Annotated in this window: 20 protein-coding genes; 9 read left to right on the top strand and 11 right to left on the bottom strand. The window is 72.3% G+C overall.

Going from position 1 to position 17431, the window contains the following annotated elements; all coding sequences use genetic code 11:
- The 3 genes from VQ03_RS14845 to VQ03_RS33800 form a co-directional block, all read right to left on the bottom strand.
- Nucleotides 1–1522, bottom strand: a 1522-nt coding sequence (locus VQ03_RS14845) for an ABC transporter permease (protein WP_048451663.1), incomplete at its 3' end; no start/stop codon positions are given.
- Nucleotides 1523–1564: 42 nt separating this feature from the next.
- Nucleotides 1565–2833: an ABC transporter substrate-binding protein gene (locus VQ03_RS14850; RefSeq protein WP_048451664.1), complete on the bottom strand. Its 1269-nt coding sequence runs from the start codon at nucleotides 2831–2833 to the stop codon at nucleotides 1565–1567.
- A gap of 154 nt (nucleotides 2834–2987) precedes the next feature.
- Nucleotides 2988–3125, bottom strand: coding sequence for a hypothetical protein (locus tag VQ03_RS33800; RefSeq protein WP_167376100.1), 138 nt, complete (start codon nucleotides 3123–3125; stop codon nucleotides 2988–2990).
- Nucleotides 3126–3273: 148 nt separating this feature from the next.
- Here VQ03_RS33800 and VQ03_RS14855 point away from each other — a divergent pair, with 148 nt between their 5' ends.
- Both VQ03_RS14855 and VQ03_RS14860 read left to right on the top strand, forming a co-directional pair.
- Nucleotides 3274–3546 carry a hypothetical protein gene (locus VQ03_RS14855; protein WP_048451665.1) on the top strand — a complete coding sequence of 91 codons (273 nt, stop codon included), beginning with the start codon at nucleotides 3274–3276 and terminating at the stop codon, nucleotides 3544–3546.
- 301 nt (nucleotides 3547–3847) lie between these two features.
- A complete protein-coding gene (locus tag VQ03_RS14860) occupies nucleotides 3848–4552 on the top strand; it encodes an aspartate/glutamate racemase family protein (protein ID WP_280948493.1) in 705 nt (234 codons plus the stop codon).
- A gap of 9 nt (nucleotides 4553–4561) precedes the next feature.
- Here the strand turns inward: VQ03_RS14860 and VQ03_RS14865 are convergent, their stop codons facing one another.
- Entirely contained in the window at nucleotides 4562–5917 is a 1356-nt protein-coding gene (locus VQ03_RS14865) for an 8-oxoguanine deaminase (protein ID WP_048451667.1), read from the bottom strand.
- A 124-nt stretch (nucleotides 5918–6041) separates the two neighbouring features.
- Here VQ03_RS14865 and uraH point away from each other — a divergent pair, with 124 nt between their 5' ends.
- Nucleotides 6042–6407, top strand: a complete 366-nt coding sequence (gene uraH, locus VQ03_RS14870; protein ID WP_048451668.1) for a hydroxyisourate hydrolase — start codon at nucleotides 6042–6044, stop codon at nucleotides 6405–6407.
- Here the strand turns inward: uraH and VQ03_RS14875 are convergent.
- On the bottom strand, nucleotides 6392–6724 hold the full coding sequence (locus tag VQ03_RS14875; protein WP_048451669.1) for a hypothetical protein: 333 nt from the start codon (nucleotides 6722–6724) through the stop codon (nucleotides 6392–6394). The two genes, uraH and VQ03_RS14875, sit on opposite strands and share 16 nt — an antisense overlap.
- A gap of 385 nt (nucleotides 6725–7109) precedes the next feature.
- On the opposite strand from VQ03_RS14875, the gene VQ03_RS14880 reads away from it, so the two are divergent.
- Nucleotides 7110–7382 carry a DUF6894 family protein gene (locus tag VQ03_RS14880; protein WP_048451670.1) on the top strand — a complete coding sequence of 91 codons (273 nt, stop codon included), beginning with the start codon at nucleotides 7110–7112 and terminating at the stop codon, nucleotides 7380–7382.
- Nucleotides 7383–7578: 196 nt separating this feature from the next.
- Entirely contained in the window at nucleotides 7579–7806 is a 228-nt protein-coding gene (locus tag VQ03_RS33070; RefSeq protein WP_048451671.1) for a hypothetical protein, read from the top strand.
- Between the two features lie 305 nt (nucleotides 7807–8111).
- Here the strand turns inward: VQ03_RS33070 and VQ03_RS14890 are convergent, their stop codons facing one another.
- The 4 genes from VQ03_RS14890 to VQ03_RS14905 are packed head-to-tail and all read right to left on the bottom strand — an operon-like array spanning nucleotide 8112 to nucleotide 12592.
- The gene (locus VQ03_RS14890) at nucleotides 8112–8558 is read right to left on the bottom strand and encodes an NUDIX hydrolase (protein WP_048451672.1); all 447 of its coding nucleotides are present in this window, start codon (nucleotides 8556–8558) and stop codon (nucleotides 8112–8114) included.
- Nucleotides 8559–8608: 50 nt separating this feature from the next.
- Complete coding sequence (locus tag VQ03_RS14895; RefSeq protein ID WP_048451673.1) at nucleotides 8609–10795, bottom strand: xanthine dehydrogenase family protein molybdopterin-binding subunit; 2187 nt, start codon at nucleotides 10793–10795, stop codon at nucleotides 8609–8611.
- Nucleotides 10792–11271, bottom strand: coding sequence for a (2Fe-2S)-binding protein (locus tag VQ03_RS14900; protein WP_048451674.1), 480 nt, complete (start codon nucleotides 11269–11271; stop codon nucleotides 10792–10794). The genes VQ03_RS14895 and VQ03_RS14900 overlap by 4 nt, the downstream gene beginning before the upstream one ends.
- A 10-nt stretch (nucleotides 11272–11281) precedes the next feature.
- Nucleotides 11282–12592: a cytochrome c gene (locus VQ03_RS14905; RefSeq protein WP_048451675.1), complete on the bottom strand. Its 1311-nt coding sequence runs from the start codon at nucleotides 12590–12592 to the stop codon at nucleotides 11282–11284.
- A 394-nt stretch (nucleotides 12593–12986) separates the two neighbouring features.
- Between VQ03_RS14905 and VQ03_RS14910 the strand changes: the two genes are divergently transcribed.
- The gene (locus VQ03_RS14910) at nucleotides 12987–13235 is read left to right on the top strand and encodes a hypothetical protein (protein WP_048451676.1); all 249 of its coding nucleotides are present in this window, start codon (nucleotides 12987–12989) and stop codon (nucleotides 13233–13235) included.
- Between the two features lie 23 nt (nucleotides 13236–13258).
- Complete coding sequence (locus tag VQ03_RS34315; protein ID WP_048451677.1) at nucleotides 13259–13795, top strand: GNAT family N-acetyltransferase; 537 nt, start codon at nucleotides 13259–13261, stop codon at nucleotides 13793–13795.
- A 54-nt stretch (nucleotides 13796–13849) separates the two neighbouring features.
- Here the strand turns inward: VQ03_RS34315 and argE are convergent, their stop codons facing one another.
- Together argE and apaG are read right to left on the bottom strand one after the other, a co-directional pair.
- Nucleotides 13850–15034, bottom strand: a complete 1185-nt coding sequence (gene argE, locus VQ03_RS14920) for an acetylornithine deacetylase (protein WP_048451678.1) — start codon at nucleotides 15032–15034, stop codon at nucleotides 13850–13852.
- A gap of 216 nt (nucleotides 15035–15250) precedes the next feature.
- Nucleotides 15251–15643, bottom strand: a complete 393-nt coding sequence (gene apaG / locus VQ03_RS14925) for a Co2+/Mg2+ efflux protein ApaG (RefSeq protein WP_048451679.1) — start codon at nucleotides 15641–15643, stop codon at nucleotides 15251–15253.
- Nucleotides 15644–15775: 132 nt separating this feature from the next.
- On the opposite strand from apaG, the gene VQ03_RS14930 reads away from it, so the two are divergent.
- Nucleotides 15776–16285, top strand: coding sequence for a hypothetical protein (locus VQ03_RS14930; protein ID WP_083468018.1), 510 nt, complete (start codon nucleotides 15776–15778; stop codon nucleotides 16283–16285).
- A 60-nt stretch (nucleotides 16286–16345) separates the two neighbouring features.
- Complete coding sequence (locus VQ03_RS14935; RefSeq protein WP_048451680.1) at nucleotides 16346–17431, top strand: 2'-deoxycytidine 5'-triphosphate deaminase; 1086 nt, start codon at nucleotides 16346–16348, stop codon at nucleotides 17429–17431.

The following is a 17431-nucleotide window of genomic DNA, read 5'->3' on the forward strand; positions in this document are numbered from 1 at the left end:
ATGCCTTGCGGGCCGCGCGGGTGGCGGAATCCCGCGCGGCCCGCAAGGCATAGCCGAAGGGCGCGTAGATCACCCGGCGCAAGAGGACGATCGCGGTCAGCGACAGGGCGGCGACGAGATAGAAGTAGGTGTTGCGGCCCGAGGCCCAAGGAGACGGCCAGACCCCGACGACGCCGTTGTCGCCCCCGGTCACCTCGACCCACTGGAAGCAGACCGCGTAGACGATCTGCCCGAAGGCGAGGGTCAGCATCGCGAGATAGATGCCCGAGAGCCGCACGATGAAGTAGCCGAACAGGGCCGCACCGATGCCCGCCGCCAGGGGCGCGGCGGCGAGGGCGAGTTCCATCGGCGCCTTGAAGGGACCGGTGACGAGGAGGCCGGCCGCGTAGGCGCCGAGGCCGAAATAGGCCGCGTGCCCGAACGAGACGAGCCCGCCGACCCCGACCAGGAATTGCAGCGAGAAGGCGGCCAGCGCGAAGATCAGGATCTCGGTGGCGACCTTCACCTTGTAGGCGTCGCCGAGGAGCGGCACCGCCAGGAGGGCGAGGATGGCGAGCCCCGCCAGGGCGGCTTCCGCCGGGCGGAAGCGGCGCAGGGACGGGATGCCTTCGGGCGGCATCACCCGGCCCGACGCGGCCTCGGGCCGGCCGAACAGGCCCCAGGGCTTGACCACCAGCACCACCGCCATCAGGGCGAAGACCAGGACCAGCGTCACCTTCGGGAAGATCAGGATGCCGAAGGCCTGGAGCTGGCCGATCAGGAGCGCCGCCACGAAGGCGCCGGGCACCGAGCCCATGCCGCCGATCACCGTCACCACGAAGGCGTCGGTGATGACCGAGAGGTCCATATGGGCGTTGGCGGGGATCCTCGGGATCTGGAGCGCGCCGCCCAACCCCGCGAGGCTGGCCCCCAGGAACAGCGTCAGGGTGAAGAGCCGGGCCTGGTTGACGCCGAGCGCGCCGACCATCTCGCGGTCCTGGGTCGCGGCCCGGATCAGCACCCCGAAGCGGGTGCGGTGCATCAGCAGCCAGAGCAGGCCCAGCACCAGGGGACCGACCGCGATCAGCACCAGCTCGTAGGCGGGAAAGCGCTGCCCTAAGATCTCGACGCCGTGGCGGAGCGAGGGCGCGCGGGGGCCGGCGATGTCGACCGGTCCCCAGATCTTCAGAACCAGGTCCTCGACGATCAGCACGACGCCGAAGGTGGCGAGCAGCTGGAAGAGTTCCGGCACCCGGTAGATGCGGCGCAAGAGCAGCACCTCGACCGCGACCCCGATCAGTCCGACGAGAAGCGCCGAGAGCAGGACCCCGAGGAAGAACGTGGCGGGGGAATAGGAGAGGTCGAGGAGCCGCGGCACGAGCGTGACCGCGAGATACGCACCCAGCATGTAGAACGAGCCGTGGGCGAAGTTCACGATCCGGGTGACGCCGAACACGATCGTCAGCCCGGACGCGATCACGAACAGCGACGAGGCGCTGGCGAGCCCGGAGAGCGCCTGGAGAACGAGGAAGGACGGGTCCATGGGGCCTCCGATCCGGCGCCAGGAATGGGGCTCTTTCGGGGATCAGGCCTTGCGGGCCGCCTTCACCTCGGCCTCGGGGAACATGTAGTTGGCCCCGTCGGCGTAGCGGACCTTTGTCATGGTGCCCTGGCGGCCGTTGAGCGCCGTCTCGCCGATCCAGGCCCCGAGGGTCGATTGATGGTCCAGCGCCCGCATGGTCACCGGCCCGGCGATGGTCTGCGACGTCAGGCCTTCCAGCGCCGCGATCATCGCCTCGGTCTCGGTCGAGCCCGCCTTCTCCAGCATGTCGCGGATCATGCCCACCACCACGTAGCCGAGGAGCGAGCCGAGGCGCGGCGTGTCGTTGAACCGGGCCCGGTAGGCGGTGACGAAGTCCTTGTGGCCGTTGGTGTCGATCGTCTCCCACGGATAGCCGGTGGTGACCCAGCCCTCCGGCGTCTCGTCGCCGAGCGGGATCATGTATTCCGGCTCGCCGGTGAGCAGGCTCGCGACCTTGCGCTTCTCGAACAGCCCGCGGGTGTTGCCCTCGCGCACGAAGGCGGTGAGGTCGGCGCCGAACAGCACGTTGAACAGCCCGTCGGCCTTCATCTGCGACAGGGCGCCGACGGTGGCGCCGGCATCGACCTTGCCGAGCGCCGGGAACTGCTCGCCCACCACCTCGAAGCCCGGCACCGCGGCGGCCATCAGGCGCTTGAAGTTGGCGGCGGCCGACTGGCCGTACTCGTAGTTCGGCGCCACGATCGCCCAGCGCTTGACGCCGCGATCCTTCACGGCGTCGACCAGCATGCGGGTCTGCATGTAGGTGTTGGGCCGCACCCGGAAGGTGTAGCGGTTGCCGCTGCCCATGGTGAGCGCGTCGGTCAGCGGCTCGGTGGCGAGGAAGAGCGCCTTGCGCTGGTTGGCGAAATCCGCCACCGCGAGGCCGACGTTGGACAGGAAGGTGCCGCACAGGAAGGCGACGTTCTCGCGGGTCAGAAGCTCCTCGGCGACCCGGGTCGCGTCGCCCGGGGTCGAGCCGTCGTCGCGGAAGATGATCTCGATCGGGCGGCCGCCCAGCGCCTTGATGCCGCCGGCCTTGTTGACGGCGTCCTGCGCGAGCTGCATGGCGTTGCGGTAGGGCACCGCGAAGGCGGCCATGCGGCCGTAGGAATTCAGCTCGCCGATCCGGATCGGGCCCGCCCCTTGCTGGCCCTGCGCGACCGCCCGCGAGGCCGCGAGGCCGAGGGAGCCTGCACCGAGGGGCGCCGCGGCGAGCCCGCCCAATACGGTGCGGCGGGACAGGGGACGAAACGTCTCGTCGCGGGTCAACATGGCGCGAACCTCCGGCCGATCCCGGCGCAACTTCGCGCCACCGGGATGCAAACTCGTTCGTAGGCGAACGATACTTGGCCTGAGCCGGGACGCAAGGCCTGAATCTGCGGAAAATCAGGGCGGCACTTGTCGCCGAAACGCGCAGTCCTGCGCGTCAGAGGCCGGCCTCGCGGGCGAGCCAGACATCGAGGGCGCGCTCCCGCTCCGCCTCGATCATCGCGGCGACCCAGGCCGCCTGCTCGATGCGCGCGGTCTCGCCCGCCTCCTCGTCGCGTTCCGGTGCCTGCTGCATCACGGCTCTCCTGTCCTCACGCCCTCGCAACGAGAACAAAATAGGAACAAGCATGGATGGCGGCAAGCCGGACCCGCTGTGGAAAATCGGGAGCTTGGCCGCCCGGCCGCGCGTTGGCGCCCCACGACACCTCGGAGAAGGAAACCCCATGCGTACGACCTTCCTCGCCCTCGCCGCCACAATGGCCCTGACGGGCACCGCCCTGGCGCAGACCGGCGTTCCCGGCTCGGCCGAGAACAACATGAACAACCCCGGCAGCGTGAAGAGCAACGCCGAGAAGGGCATGCCGGGCCGCGACATGCCGGCCACCACCGGCACCGTGGCGCCGGCCGCCCCCGGCGCCGCGGCCCGCACCGACGACCTGCCGAGCCACAGCGGCGGCAATGCCGCGGCCACGAGCCCGGCCAACCGGGCCCGCTGACGCTTGCCGGCGCGGGCGGGGTCATCCCCGCCCGTTCGCTCACTCGCTGCACCGACGTGGACCGGCACCGCAATCCACGACGGTCGCCTCAAGTCCGCAGCACGCGGCCACCGAACCGCTTCCTCGTAGAGTGTGGCGAGCGCCGGGTTCGTCTCCATGACTGCCAAGCCGATATTTTTGATGATACGGTGCGATGGACGGTCGATCCGATCGACTCCTCTTTGCCCGGCCCAGGCTTCTGGGATATCGGCTTGGCCCTTCGTGGATGGCGGATCGGCGTCCTATGGCGAGTGACGGTCGCGTGCAGCAGAAAGTCATCGGCCTGATCGGCGGGATGAGCTGGGAGAGTTCGGCCGAGTATTACCGCATCATCAACGAGACGGTCCGCGCCCGCCTCGGCGGCCTGCGTTCGGCGCGCTGCCTGATGTGGTCGTTCGACTTCGGCGAGATCGAGGCCCTGCAGCATGCCGGCCGCTGGGACGAGGCGACGGCCGAGCTGGTCTCAGCCGCGCGGCGGCTCGAACGGGGCGGGGCCGACTTCGTGGTGATCTGCACCAACACCATGCACCGCATGGCCGACCCGGTGCAGGCGGCGATCGGCCTGCCCCTGCTGCACATCGCCGATCCGACGGCGGAGCGGATCCGGGCCGCGGGCCTGTCCCGGGTCGGGCTTCTCGGCACCGCCTTCACCATGGAGCAGGATTTCTACAAGGGCCGCCTTGCCGCGCGCCACGGCCTCGACGTGCTGGTGCCCGGGGCCGACGACAGGGCGGAGGTGCATCGCGTGATCTACGAGGAGCTGGTCCAGGGCCGGGCGCTGCCGGCCTCGCGCGAGGCCTACCGGGCGGTCATCGCCCGGCTGGTCGAGCGGGGAGCGGAGGCGGTGATCCTCGGCTGCACCGAGATCATGCTGCTGGTGCGACCGGAGGACAGCCCGGTGCCGCTCTTCGACACCACGGCGCTCCATGCCGAGGCGGCGGTCGACCTCGCGCTGGCGGGCGGCTGATCGGGTCGGCTACTCGCCGTTCATCAGCCGCCGGCTGAGCGCGGTGTGGCGCCGGGCCAGGGCGCCCGTCTCGACGGTCAGCAGACGCCCGTCCCGCACCACGATCCGCCCGTTGATGACGCTGAGCGCCACGGCGGGTGGCGCGCAGAACACCAGGGCGGCGACCGGGTCGTGCAGGGCGCCCGCAAGGGCGAGCCCCCGCAGGTCGAAGGCGACGAGGTCGGCGGCCATGCCGGCCCTCAGCGCCCCGATATCGTCGCGTCCCAGCACCTTGGCGCCGCCGAGGGTCGCGATCTCCAGGGCCTCCCGGGCCGTCATCGCGGCCGGCCCGTACCCGACGCGGGCGAGGAGCATGGCCTGGCGCGCTTCGCCCAGAAGGTGGCCGGCATCGTTCGAGGCCGAGCCGTCGACGCCGAGACCGACCGGGACGCCCTCGCAGCGCATCCGCGAGACCGGGGCGATGCCGGAGGCGAGCCGCATGTTCGAGCACGGGCAATGCGCGACGCCGGTGCCGGTGCGGGCAAATAGCCGGATGCCGTCCTCGTCGAGCTTGACGCAGTGGGCGTGCCACACGTCCGGCCCGACCCAGCCGAGATCCGCCGCGTATTCCGCCGGCGTCATGCCGAAGCGCTCGCGGCTATAGGCGACGTCGTCCTCGTTCTCGGCGAGGTGGGTGTGGAGCGAGACGCCGTAGGACCGGGCGAGGGCGGCCGCATCCCGCATCAGCCCCGGGCTGACCGAGAAGGGCGAGCACGGCGCCACCACGATCCGGCGCATCGCACGAGGTGCGGGGTCGTGCCAGGTCTCGATCAGACGGCGCGTATCGGCCAGGATCGCGGCCTCGTCCTCGACCAGCGCGTCGGGCGGCAGGCCGCCGGCGCTCTCGCCGAGGCTCATCGCGCCGCGTGCGGCGTGGAAGCGCAGGCCGATCTCGTCCGCGGCCGCGATGCTGTCGTCGAGGCGGCAGCCATTGGGGTAGAGGTAGAGATGGTCGCTCGACGTGGTGCAGCCCGACAGCATCAGCTCCGCCATCGCGGTCTGGGCCGACACCCGCACCATCTCGGGCGTGAGCCGGGCCCAGATGGGATAGAGCGCCTTCAGCCAGCCGAACAGGTCCGCATCCTGCGCCGCCGGAACGGCCCGGGTGAGCGACTGGTACATGTGATGGTGGGTGTTGATCAGGCCGGGCAGCAGCACGTGGCCGGCGAGGTCGATCACCGTGCCGGCGGTCCCGGGTGCCGCCTCCGGCCCGCCGACCGCGACGATCCGGTCGTCCTCGACCAGCACGAAGCCCCCGTCGATCTCGCGCCGCGCCTCGTCCATGGTGACGACGCGATCGGCATTGCGCAGGAGAAGCGTGGCCATGCGGGGGCTCCGGCGGACGGGACGAAGCCGGCATGCTGGGCGCCCGGCCCGCGGCGGGTCAAGCGGCGCTTGACCGAGCGGCAGCCCTCGGGCACCCCGGGGGGCCGAGACCGGAGACCCGACCATGTCCCTCTCTGAGACGCCGCGCCTGACCACCCACGTGCTCGACACCGCCCATGGCCGCCCCGCCGCCGGGGTAGCCGTGCAGCTCTGGCGCGTGGCCGACGGCGCGCGGGAGGAGGTGGCCCGCACCCTCACCAACGCGGATGGGCGCTGCGACGCGCCGCTGCTGGCCGGCGAGGCGCTGCGTCCCGGGATCTACGAGCTCGTCTTCGCGGTCGGCGCCTATTTCGCGGGCCTCGGCGATGCCGGCGCCGGCGACTTCCTCGACGAGGTGCCGGTGCGCTTCGTGGTCCGGCCCGGCCTGGCCCACTATCACGTGCCGCTGCTGATCGCGCCCTACTCCTACAGCACCTATCGGGGCAGCTGAGGCGGGGCGCCCCGCAATCCGGCGCCCGGCTTCTGCCAGCCGCGGCGGCGCTCGGCCAGGCCGTGCTCGCGGTAATGGAGCAGGGGGTTCACGCCCGCCCGCGCCACGTCCGGATTGGCCGAGAGATAGCCGCGGGTGCTGAACTCGGCCGAGGGATCCCGCCCCTCGCGCCAGCCGAAATGCAGGTAATGATCGAGGGGATCGCACCCCTCTGCCGCCACGTCCGGGTTCTCGCCGAGATAGTAGATCGGGTCGAAGCCGCCGATGAGAGCGGGCGGAGTCGGCATGCGGTTCCACTGGACGATGCGCCACAACATCGGACGTCTCGAGGCTCCCTTGGAAGAGGCCGAGCGATGCCGGTATTCCTGACCTAGCGTTTCGCTCCACTCCCGGCTCCGAGGAAGCCCGAATTCCAGGTCCGGCGCAATAGGCCATGAGGCGGCATCGTCACGGCTCCCCCGCCACACCCGGCCGCGATGCGACGCCGGACGGCATGCGGGGCCTCATCTCCGCCACAAGTTGCGGCCTCACTGGGCCCGGGCGGCGGGGTGCGTTGTGCAGGAGTTGACGATGGAATTCGTCATTCTCGATCCCCAGACAGGCAAACGCGTCGAAATCAGCATTGCATCACCCGATCAGGGGACTGGAACCGTCGGGACGGACAGGGCAGGTAGAGTCTCTGTTAGGCCGGAGGGACTGCCCATGCCCCGATACTTCTTCAACACTCATATCGGCGAAGACGTCATCACCGATCTGAACGGCGAGGAGCTGCGCGATCCCGATCACGCCTGGGAGGCATCGCGGTCGATCATCCGCGCGATGATGGACGACCCGAAGAACCAGGACCGTCTGCTCGCCGCGAGCCTGGTGGTGACCGACGAGGCCGGCGAGGTGGTGCTGGAATTCCCCTTCGCCGAGGCGCTGGCGGGGGACGCCCCCGAGGAGCCCCGGCACGGGACGCCGAACGCCCATTGAGGCCCTGCCGCGTCGAGGCTTCACGACCTCGGTCCGCCTCGCCCTCCGGCCTCGAACGGCCGTGAGCGCATGACAAATGTCCGCCGCGCCCTACATGAGGAGAGGGCGCCGGGGGCGGGCCGCACTCGGCGGCACGTTCGGCCCGGCGCCCCCCCGAGGCCGCGGTTCGCCCGCGCCTCGCAAGAGGGATGACGTCATGGCGACCCAAGACAGCACCGCGCGCGGACAGGCCGAGACCCGCGCGGCGCGGGCCCAGATGCAGGCCGAGATGGCGGCGCAGGCCTGGGCCGACCTCGCGAGCGCGGAGCGCAGCCGGGACGACAACACCGCCCGCCTCAAGGCCCTGCGCCTCGCCCGCGAGGCCGAGGCGGTGGCGGAGGCCGCCGCCAAGCCGGCCCCGAAGGCGCGGGCGAAGAAGCGCTGACGTTTCTCAAGCGGCGGGGCGAGCCCCCCGTCCGTCGTCCGGAGCGGCCGCATTCCCGGCCGCTCCCCGCGGGAGATCCGCCCGTCCGCGATCTCCGCGCCTCCCTCCCGCGCGGGCCACGCGCCGCGCAGGCCGGCCTCGCGGTCACCGCATCCTGCTCCCACCCTTCGGCGCCCTCCTCGGGAGCGCAGTCTGCGGCCCAATCAGTCCACCGCGCAGATATCTCGCGCGGGTCCTGTGGCAATCAGGCTTGCGCCAAGCACATTCGAGGCAGGCCGGGTCGTCGCCGCGGGCGAGACGGTGCCCTACTGTCCTTCGGCATTCCCGTAGCCGGATGCTTTCAGAAATTCCTTCAGCCTTTGCTTCAAGAATTGGATCCCGCGCGGATGATCGATATATTCATCGATATCCATCATCGCCCAATCCTGCCCCTCGTCACCGAAGACGACCTTTGATATCTGCACCGCGTCGAGCGTTGCCACGAAAAAATAGCTGCCAGCTCGTCCCGGGAGGGCAGGCGGAAGGAACGTCTGCCAGATGATCGCCTCAGGCAAGATATCGATCCCGAACTCTTCCCTTGATTCGCGGCGGACGCAGTCGAGCGGGCTTTCGGACCCCTCCCGCCCGCCGCCCGGCAGATCCCAGCATGCAGGGTAGGGGATATCCGGCTTGTCGTCCCGCAGATAGACGAGCAAGGTTCGGTCGTGCAGCAGCGCAATCTTGCCGCCATGGAACGGCGCTCCTGACTCCATCAAGGGCACTCCCCGTGCAGACGGCTTCGCCGGCCTGGCAGGCGGCCTTATCACACCCCGATCGCCGCCTTCACCTGGTCCGGCCGCATCGGCACTTCGCGCAGGCGCACGCCCGCCGCCTGCCGGATCGCGTTGGCGAGCGCCGCGGCGGTCGGCCCTTGGGCGACCTCCCCGGCGCCGAGGAAGGGGGACCCCGGGCGGTCGATCAGGTGGACGTCCAGGCACTCGGGAATGTCGGGGAAGCGGGCGATCGGGTAGGTGCTCCAGTCGCGGCTCGTCGGGCCCTCGGCATCGTGCGCCACCGCCTCGAACAGGCTCCAGCTCATCGCCTGGATGATCCCGCCCTCGATCTGGTCGCGGATACCGTGCGGGTTCACGACCTGGCCGGCATCGACCGCCGCTTGCGCCCGCACCATCCGGACCCGGCCGCTCTCGCGGTCCACCTCGACCTCGACCGCCAGCGCGCAATAGCCGGCGAGGTTCTTGTAGCGGGCGAAGGCGAAGCCGGCGCCGCGCCCCTTCGGCAGCGCCCGGCCCCAGCCGAAGCGCCCGGCTGCGGCCTCGACGACGGCGCGGGCCCGCGGATCGTCGAGATGCGCCAGGCGGAAGGCGACCGGGTCGGCGCCGGCGGCCTCGGCCAGCTCGTCGAGGAAGCTCTCGATCGAGAACACGTTCATGTAGGCGCCGAGGCTGCGCAGGGCCGAGACCCTGAGCGGCACGGCGGTGACGAAGTCGTGGGCCACCCGCGCCCGGGGCAGGCGATAGAGCGGGATGGCGTTGCGGTCGCCGCCGCCCTCGGGCTGCGGCAGCGCCTTCGGGGGCGGGGCCGGGAACGGCGTCTCCAGCATCCGGGCCGAGAGCAGCTGGCCGGCCCCCGGCGGGCGGGTGAGGTGGGTCGGGCTGCGCACCGCGTAGTCCCAGTCGGCGATCCGCCCGTCCGGCCCCAGCACCGCCGCGGCCTCGGTCATCATGGCGCCGCCATAGGGCTCCCACAGGTGCTCCTGCTCGCGGGTATACTGCACCCGCACCGGCCGGCCGGGCAGGGCGCGGGCGAGGAGCGCCGCGTCGCCCGCCGCGTCGTCGGCACCGTTATGGCCGTAGGAGCCCGAGCCCTCGACGTGGATGCAGCGCACCTGCGCCTCGGGCAGGGACAGCATCTCGGCGAGCGCCTTGCGCAGGGGGAACATGCCTTGCGCATGCGACCACACGGTGAGGCGGCTGCCGTCGAATTCGGCGACCGCGCAGGACGGGCCGATCGAGCCGTGCATCTGGTAGCGCCTCCGGTACTGCGCGGTGATCCGGCGCCCCGGCGGCATCGGCGTGTCCGTGCCGGCCTCGTGGATGATCGTCCGCTTCGCCGGCCGTTCCGCGAGGTCGGAGAAGAGCGCGTCAGGCTCCGGCACGGGCGTGCCGCCCTGCCACACCGCTCCCTTGGCGAGCGCCCGCATCGCCGTCACGGCGGCGTATTCCCGCTCGGCCAGCACCGCCAGGACGTCACCGTCGCGATGCACCCGGATCACCCCGGGACGGGACGCGACGGCCTGCGCATCGACGCCGACGAGGCGGGCGCCGGGGCGGGGCGGACGCAGGATCCGGGCATGGACCATCCCGGGCGCGCGGATGTCCTGGACATAGGCCGCACCGCCCGCGACCTTGGCGGGGATGTCGATCCGCGGCAGCGGCCGGCCGACGACCGTGTAGCGCGCCGGGTCCCGCAGGGCGACGTCGTCCGGCACCGGCGCGTCGAGCGCGACCGCCTGGGCGACCTCGCCGAGGGAGAGCCGCCTCCCATCCGGTGCCGCGACCGCGCCACCATCGACCCGCAGCGAGTCCGGCGGCAGGGCGAGCCGGCGCCCGGCGGCCTCGGCGAGCAGCGCCCGCATCGCCGCCGCGGCGTGCCGGATCGCGGTGGCCGAATCCTGCATCGAGTGGCTGCCGGCGGTGTAGCCCTCGTCCGGGGTCAGCTCGGTATCGGCGGTGACGAGGCGCAAGGAGGCCGGGTCCAGCCCCAGCTCCTCCGCCGCCACCTGGACCAGCGCCGTCTTGATCCCCTGGCCGAGCTCCGCCTTGCCGGTGAGGACGGTCACGGCGCCGTCCTCGCCGATGCGGATCCAGGCATCGATCCGCGGCGCCTCGGGCAGGCTGCCGGGCAGCGCCGCCCGGGCCGGCCGCGGCAGGCCGATCCCGACGAGGAGCGCCCCGGCGACGAGGAGCGTGCGGCGGGTGAGCGGGGTCACGGCGTCGCCCCCGTGGTGGCGGGTTCGGGCCCCGCGGCGCGGCGCACGGCCGCAAGGATCCGCATATGGGTGCCGCAGCGGCAGAGGTTGAACCGCAGCGCATGGCGGATCTCGGCCTCGCTCGGATGCGGGACCGACCGCAGCAGGGCATGGGCCCGCATCACCATGCCGGCGATGCAGTAGCCGCACTGCGCGGCGTTCTCGGCGATGAAGGCGGCCTGGAGCGGGCCCGGATTCTCCGGCGATCCCAAACCCTCGACGGTGGTGACGGGCCGGCCCTCCAGCACCCCGACCGGCGTGACGCAGGACAGGATCGCCTGTCCCTCGACCTCCACCGTGCAGGCGCCGCACTGGCCGAGCCCGCAGCCGAACTTGGCGCCGTTGAGCCCCAGTTCCTCGCGCAGCACGTAGAGGAGCGGGGTCTCGGGCCCGGCCGAGACCGTCTGCGTGCGACCGTTCACCGTCAGGGTCGGCATCGGATTCTCCTCACGGGCTCGCCTCGGCCCGGGGGCCGGGGCGGGAGCGGTCGCGCATCAGGTCCCGCACCGTCTCCTCGAGCCTCGGCCACGGCCCGTCGGGGCTGAAGCGGGCGCGCAGGTAGGCGGCGAGGTCGGTCATCCGGGCCGGGGTCAGCGCCGCCCCGTAGGCCGGCATGATCGGCCCCGGCGCGTGCTCCCGCGGGGCGATGCCGTCGCGCAGGACCAGGATCAGGTTGCGCGGGTCGGGAGCCCGCAAGGCCGTGCGGTGGCCGAGCGACGACGTGGTGTAGGGCACGCCGCCGGCCGCACCCCCGCCGCTCTCGTGGCAGACCGCGCAGGCGCCCGCATAGGTCGCGGCGCCCCGGGCGAGCGCGGGGTCGTCGCCCGGGATGGCCCGGTCCACCGGGCCGGTGCGGCTGCCGGCGGGGCCGGGGCCGTAGAGCGTCGCGACGTAGGCGGCCAGCGCCCGGATCTCGCCCGCCGGCACGGTCCGGTGCGCGTCGACCACCGGGCGCATCGGGCCGGCGGCCCCGCCATGAAGCGGGTCCCACTCGGCGAGGTAGCGGGCGAGATCCGCCTCGCTCCAGGGAAGCGGCGCGGGCGACGTGCGGTCGAGGGGCGGCGCCCACCAGCCGTCGGCCTCGCCGCCGGAAAAGGCCTTCGTCCTCACCTCGGCCCCCAGGAGGTTGCGAGGGCTGTGGCAGGCGCCGCAATGGCTCAATGCTTCGGCGAGATAGGCGCCGCGGTGCCACGCCGCGTCCCGCCGCGGGTCGGCCGGCATCCTGGCTTCGCCGACGAACAGCAGCTTCCAGCCGGCGAGGAGCGGGCGCCAGGAGAGCGGGAAGGGCAGGGCATTGGCCTTCGTCTCCTGCCGCACCGGCTCGCGGGTCATCGCGAAGGCGTAGAGGGCGGCGACGTCCGGATCGGTCAGGCCGGCATAGTGGGTGTAGGGGAAGGCCGGGTAGAGGTGGCGCCCCTCGCGGTCGACGCCCTCGCGCATCGCCCGGGTGAAGGCGGCGAGCGAGTAGCGGCCGATCCCCGTCTCCGGGTCCGGCGTGATGTTGGTGGCGTAGAGGGTCCCGAACGGCGTGCCGATGGCGCGCCCGCCCGCATAGGGCCGGCCGCCTTCCGCCGTGTGGCAGGAGGCGCAGTAGCCGAGGGATGCGAGGATCGCGCCCTTGCGGACCTGCTCCGGCGCGGTCTCGGCCGGCGCCGGACCGCCCGGCGCGAGGGCGGGGCGCCAAGCCGCGATCCCGAATCCGGCGGCTGCGAGGAGAAGCGCCCCTCCGAGCCAGAGGGCGATCCGGCGACGCCTCACGAACCGGCTCCTTCCGCGACGCGAAGGCCCGCTCCTTCCGCAGCGGGACAACCGGCACCCCCGGCCACGGTTCCCGGACGCCCCCGTCGAGCCTCCCTGTCGCCGAGCGTCCCTTTTGCCAAGCGTCCCTTTTGCCAAGCCTGCCCTCGCAGAGTCTTGCCGCAATCCCGCGAAACAGTGATATCGTCCGATTCGCGGGGTGGCGCCGGATAGGCTTGGCCGTATCAGTGCGGCGGCGGGGCTTCCCCATGGTCCACCCCGAGCGGACGGCCTCCCGCCCGCCCGGTTCCACCTCATCTCGCCGGTCCCGTTCTTGCTGATCCCGCGGGGCCGACGGGCGACCCCGTCCCGGGATCGTTTCGGATGCGGCTCAACCGCACGAGACCGACGCCGCATGGCCCAGCAGAGTTTCCAGGCCCGCCTCGGGCCGCCGCCGATGAGCGCCGACGATGCGGCCTGCCGCGCCTGCTGCGGGCAGATGCGCGCGCATTGGCAGGAGCGGCCCCATGCCCGCCTGATGGTCGTGGCCTCGACGCCGGTGATCGAGGCGTTCGGCGGCGGGGTCGAGACCCGCTATCTCTGCCTCGAATGCGGGCACACCCTGATGCACTCGACCGGCCGCTTCGGCCAGGGATGGCATTGACGGGCGTGGGCGGGACCGGGCCGATGCGCCACGCGATCGTCACCACGACCGAACGGCCCGACCTCGCGCCCGTCACCGCGCGCTGGCGCTGGGAGGCCTTTGCGCGGGGGCAGGGACGCAGCCTCGCCGAGGTGACCGCGGCCGAGGTCGCGCGGGCTGCCGGCGCGGGTGCGCTGCCCCGAACCTTCGTACTCCTGGCGGAGGGCGAGCCCGTCGGCATGGCGAGCCTGGCCGCCCACGACCTCGACACGCGCCCGGATCTGACGCCTTGGCTCGCCGGCGTCTTCGTGGTCCCCCACGCCCGAGGCCGCGGCCATGCCGTCCGGCTGGTCGCGGCGGTCGAGGCGGAAGCGATGGGCCTCGGGATCCCGGCCCTGTGGCTCTACACCCGCACCGCCGAAGGGCTCTACGCGCGCCTCGGGTGGCGGATCGTGGAGACGTTTCCGTACAGGGACAGGAGTTACGCGCTGATGCGGCGGGATCTGCCTGTCCGGGGACCATCCGGGCCTCCCGCTCCCTGCGGGAGGCTCCCCGATGGCCGCAGCCCGCACGGGAGGTAGGCTCCCGCGATCAGGTCTGCGGCACGCCTCGGCCCGGACCCCGGACGCGACGCGTCACGCCGGGCTCCATCCCGCCGCGCAATCCCGCACCAGCTGGCGCAGGAACGCCTCCCCCGCCTCGAAGGCCGCCAGCGTGATGTACTCGTCCGGCTGGTGCGCCTGGTCGATCGAGCCCGGGCCGCACACGACCGTCGGCAGGCCGGCGAGCTGGAAGCGGCCGGCCTCGGTGGCATAGGGCACCGTGATGGTGTGGTTGCGGCCGGCGAGCCGCAGGGCCAGGCGCTCGGCCGGGGAGCCGGGCTCGGGCGCGAGGCCCGGGACGGCGGCGTCCTCCTCGGTCTCGACCCGGCCATAGGCGCCGAAGCGGTTGAGCCTCTCGCGGGTCACCCGCTCGACTTCCGTCTCGAACAGGCTCGGGATCTCGTCGCGCGGGAGATCCGGCAGGCCGCGGAACTCCCACTGGAACTCGCAGGCCTTGGGCAGGATGTTGCGGGCGGTGCCCCCGCCGATCACCCCGACATGCACCGTGGTGTAGCCCGGATCGAACCGGCCGCTGGCATCGCCCCGCGCCGCCATCTGGTCGGCGATGCGGTTGAGCCCCGCCACCAGCTCGGCCGCCGCCATCACGGCGTTGGCGCCCAGGGCCGGCTTCGAGGAATGCGCCTCGTGGCCGTGGACCGTGGTGCGGTAGGTGTAGATGCTCTTGTGGGCGTCGGCGACCTCGAGGTCGGTCGGCTCGCCGACGATCACGGCGCCCGGCCGCGGCAGGTCACGCCCGAAGCGGGCGATCACGTCCACGACGCCGAGGCAGGTCAGCTCCTCGTCGTAGGAGAGCAGGATGTGGATCGGCGTCTTGAGGTCGGCCGCCAGCATCTCCGGCACCAGGGCGAGGCAGAGCGCGTCGAAGCCCTTCATGTCGACGGCGCCGCGGCCATAGGCCCGGCCATCGGCGATGCGCAACGTATAGGGATCGCTGGTCCAGGACTGCCCGGCCACCGGCACCACGTCGGTATGGCCGGAGAGCACCACGCCGCCATCCCGCATCGGCCCGATCGTGGCGAAGAGCGCCGCCTTGTCGCCGGCCTCGTTGGGGGCGAGGATATAGGGCACGCCCCAGGCGTCGAGATACTCACCCACCCACCGGATCAGCGGCAGGTTCGACTTCTGGCTCTCGGTGTCGAAGGAGACCAGCCGGGCGAGGAGTTCGAGCGGGGTCAGGCGGGGGCCGGTCTTGGTCATCGGGGCGGGCTGTCTCGCGCAACAAGGACGGAAGTCCTGGTCTTAGCCCAAGCCTCCCGGCCTCGACAGCCACGCCGGCGCAATCGCCCCCAGACGCCGGAGCACGGGTGATCGCCACGCGGACCTGCGTCGGCAAGCCAACGCTTCGTCCGCTCAGGGTCTTGTCTGGTCGCAGATTTTCGTCGCAAAACCGGCGACCGCTTCTGCGGAATCGGCTTAGTGCATCACCCGGCGCACATGCGGCGAATCGAGCGAGAAGGCGGGGATCGCCGCCTCGAAGCTGCGGCCGTCGGCGGTCGCCATGGTGTAGGTGCCCTCCATCGTGCCGTCCGGCGTCGTGAGGGGGCAGCCACTGGTATAGCTGAACGACTCGCCCGGCCCGAGCACCGGCTGCTTGCCGACCACGCCGGCGCCGCGCACCTCCTGCATCTCGCCGCGACCGTCGACGATGCGCCAGTGGCGTGAGCGCAACTGCACCTGCTCGCTGCCGTTGTTGGTGATCTCCACCGTATAGGCGAAGAAGTAGCGGCCGTTGTCGGGCGAGGATTCCTCCTCGACGAAGCGCGGCTGCACGGACACGCTGATGCCGCGGGTCTCGGCCTTGTACATCAGAGAACCTCCGCTGGCGGCCCGCGGGCAAGCGCGACGGCCGACGGGGGTCGTGGTACGTCCGGCCTTCCGGATCGTCAATCACCGGCGACCGCGATCGGTAATCCTGCACGAGGCACCCCGTCCCCCGCCATGAGGTTTCTCCACTCATCCACAGCGCTGGCGGGGCTCGCGGCCGCCGCGGCGCTGGCGCTCCACGCCGACCTCGCCGCCCTCGCCCTGCTCGCCGCCTGGTGCGGGCTCGGCGTGCTCGCCGCGCGGCGCGAGGAAGCGGGCGAAGGGGCTTTGGCGGGGCCCTGGATCCGCGTCGCCCTCGCCCTCGCGCTGGCGTGGCGAGCGCCGGGCGGGCCGGCGGCGGCGCTCGTCGCGGCGCTCCTCCTCGAGGTCGCGGTGGCGCGGCTGACCGCGTGGGCGGCGGCCCGCACCGGGACCGCGTTGCCCGGCCTCGACCTGCACTCGCTGATCCTCGCCGGCGGGCGGGGGGCCGACATCCTGGCGGCCTCGGGCCTCGCCGCCCTGGTCCTGTGGCCGGACCGGCTGCCCGTGATCGCCTCCGCGCTCGCCGGCCTCACCGCCATGGGGGCGATCGCGCGGGCGAGCCTCGCCGTCGCGGTGACGCGCGGCGCCCGCGACGAGGCGTGACGCTCTTCACCTCGTCGAAACCCTGGCCTACGACAATGGCCCATTGAGGATGGACAGGTCATGGTGAAGCTCGAGGACGGGATTCAATCGGCGGAGAGCATCGTGGCGCTGGCCGCCGCCGGGGTGATCCGGCCCGCCGCGCCGTTCGCGGACGACCAGGTCCAGCCGGCGAGCCTCGACCTGCGCCTCGGCGCGCGGGCCTGGCGGGTGCGGGCGAGCTTCCTGCCCGGGCGCACCCGCGACGTCGCCGCCTGCCTCGACAAGCTCAAGCTGCACGAGATCGACCTGCGCCAGGGCGCGGTGCTGGAGACCGGCTGCGTCTACATCGCCGAACTCCAGGAAGGCCTGGCCCTGCCGCCGGACCTAGCGGCGAGCGCGAATCCGAAGAGCTCGACCGGGCGCATCGACGTCTTCACCCGGGTGATCACCGACCAGGCGCGGGAATTCGACATGGTCGAGGCCGGCTATGCCGGGCCGCTCTTCGCCGAGATCTCGCCCCGCACCTTCCCGGTGCTGGTGCGCACCGGCTCGCGCCTGTCGCAGCTGCGCTTCCGCCGCGGCGCGGTGCGGCTCGACGACGGGGCCTTGGCGCGCCTGCACGCGGCGACGCCGCTGGTCGATGCCGCCGACCCCTCGTTCCAGGGCGGCGTCGCGGTCTCGGTCGACCTCTCGGGCTTCGACGGGCTGATCGGCTACCGCGCCAAGCGCCATACCGGCCTCGTCGACGTCGACCGGCCCCGGACCTACCCGGCGGCGGATTTCTGGGAACCCCTGCGGGCCGACGGCTCCGGCACGCTGATCCTCGATCCGGGCCAGTTCTACATCCTGGCCTCGAAGGAGGCGGTGCAGGTGCCGCCGGATTTCGCCGCCGAGATGGTGCCGTTCGATCCCCTGGTCGGCGAGTTCCGGGTCCATTACGCTGGCTTCTTCGATCCCGGCTTCGGCCATGCCGAGGCCGGCGGCACCGGCGCCCGCGCGGTGCTGGAGGTGCGCTCCCGCGACGTGCCGTTCATGCTGGAGGACGGCCAGATCGTCGGCCGCCTCGTCTACGAGCGCATGGCCCAGCGGCCCGCCGCCCTCTACGGCAGCGCCGCCGGCTCGAACTACCAGGCGCAGGGTCTGAAGCTCTCGAAGCACTTCGTCTGA

Source organism: Methylobacterium tarhaniae (assembly GCF_001043955.1).
GTDB classification, from domain to species: Bacteria; Pseudomonadota; Alphaproteobacteria; order Rhizobiales; family Beijerinckiaceae; genus Methylobacterium; species Methylobacterium tarhaniae.

What these genes read in the sequence shown, in the direction of transcription:
- uraH (WP_048451668.1), top strand. Translation starts at nt 6,042, where the DNA reads ATGTCCCTCTCTGAGACGCCGCGCCTGACCACCCACGTGCTCGACACC.
- VQ03_RS14855 (WP_048451665.1), top strand. Translation starts at nt 3,274, where the DNA reads ATGCGTACGACCTTCCTCGCCCTCGCCGCCACAATGGCCCTGACGGGC.
- VQ03_RS34315 (WP_048451677.1), top strand. Translation starts at nt 13,259, where the DNA reads ATGCGCCACGCGATCGTCACCACGACCGAACGGCCCGACCTCGCGCCC.
- VQ03_RS14850 (WP_048451664.1), bottom strand. Translation starts at nt 2,833, where the DNA reads ATGTTGACCCGCGACGAGACGTTTCGTCCCCTGTCCCGCCGCACCGTA.
- VQ03_RS14880 (WP_048451670.1), top strand. Translation starts at nt 7,110, where the DNA reads ATGCCCCGATACTTCTTCAACACTCATATCGGCGAAGACGTCATCACC.
- VQ03_RS33800 (WP_167376100.1), bottom strand. Translation starts at nt 3,125, where the DNA reads ATGCAGCAGGCACCGGAACGCGACGAGGAGGCGGGCGAGACCGCGCGC.
- VQ03_RS14900 (WP_048451674.1), bottom strand. Translation starts at nt 11,271, where the DNA reads ATGCCGACCCTGACGGTGAACGGTCGCACGCAGACGGTCTCGGCCGGG.
- VQ03_RS14930 (WP_083468018.1), top strand. Translation starts at nt 15,776, where the DNA reads ATGAGGTTTCTCCACTCATCCACAGCGCTGGCGGGGCTCGCGGCCGCC.
- apaG (WP_048451679.1), bottom strand. Translation starts at nt 15,643, where the DNA reads ATGTACAAGGCCGAGACCCGCGGCATCAGCGTGTCCGTGCAGCCGCGC.
- VQ03_RS14890 (WP_048451672.1), bottom strand. Translation starts at nt 8,558, where the DNA reads ATGGAGTCAGGAGCGCCGTTCCATGGCGGCAAGATTGCGCTGCTGCAC.
- VQ03_RS14875 (WP_048451669.1), bottom strand. Translation starts at nt 6,724, where the DNA reads ATGTTGTGGCGCATCGTCCAGTGGAACCGCATGCCGACTCCGCCCGCT.
- VQ03_RS14910 (WP_048451676.1), top strand. Translation starts at nt 12,987, where the DNA reads ATGGCCCAGCAGAGTTTCCAGGCCCGCCTCGGGCCGCCGCCGATGAGC.
- VQ03_RS14865 (WP_048451667.1), bottom strand. Translation starts at nt 5,917, where the DNA reads ATGGCCACGCTTCTCCTGCGCAATGCCGATCGCGTCGTCACCATGGAC.
- argE (WP_048451678.1), bottom strand. Translation starts at nt 15,034, where the DNA reads ATGACCAAGACCGGCCCCCGCCTGACCCCGCTCGAACTCCTCGCCCGG.
- VQ03_RS14935 (WP_048451680.1), top strand. Translation starts at nt 16,346, where the DNA reads ATGGTGAAGCTCGAGGACGGGATTCAATCGGCGGAGAGCATCGTGGCG.
- VQ03_RS33070 (WP_048451671.1), top strand. Translation starts at nt 7,579, where the DNA reads ATGGCGACCCAAGACAGCACCGCGCGCGGACAGGCCGAGACCCGCGCG.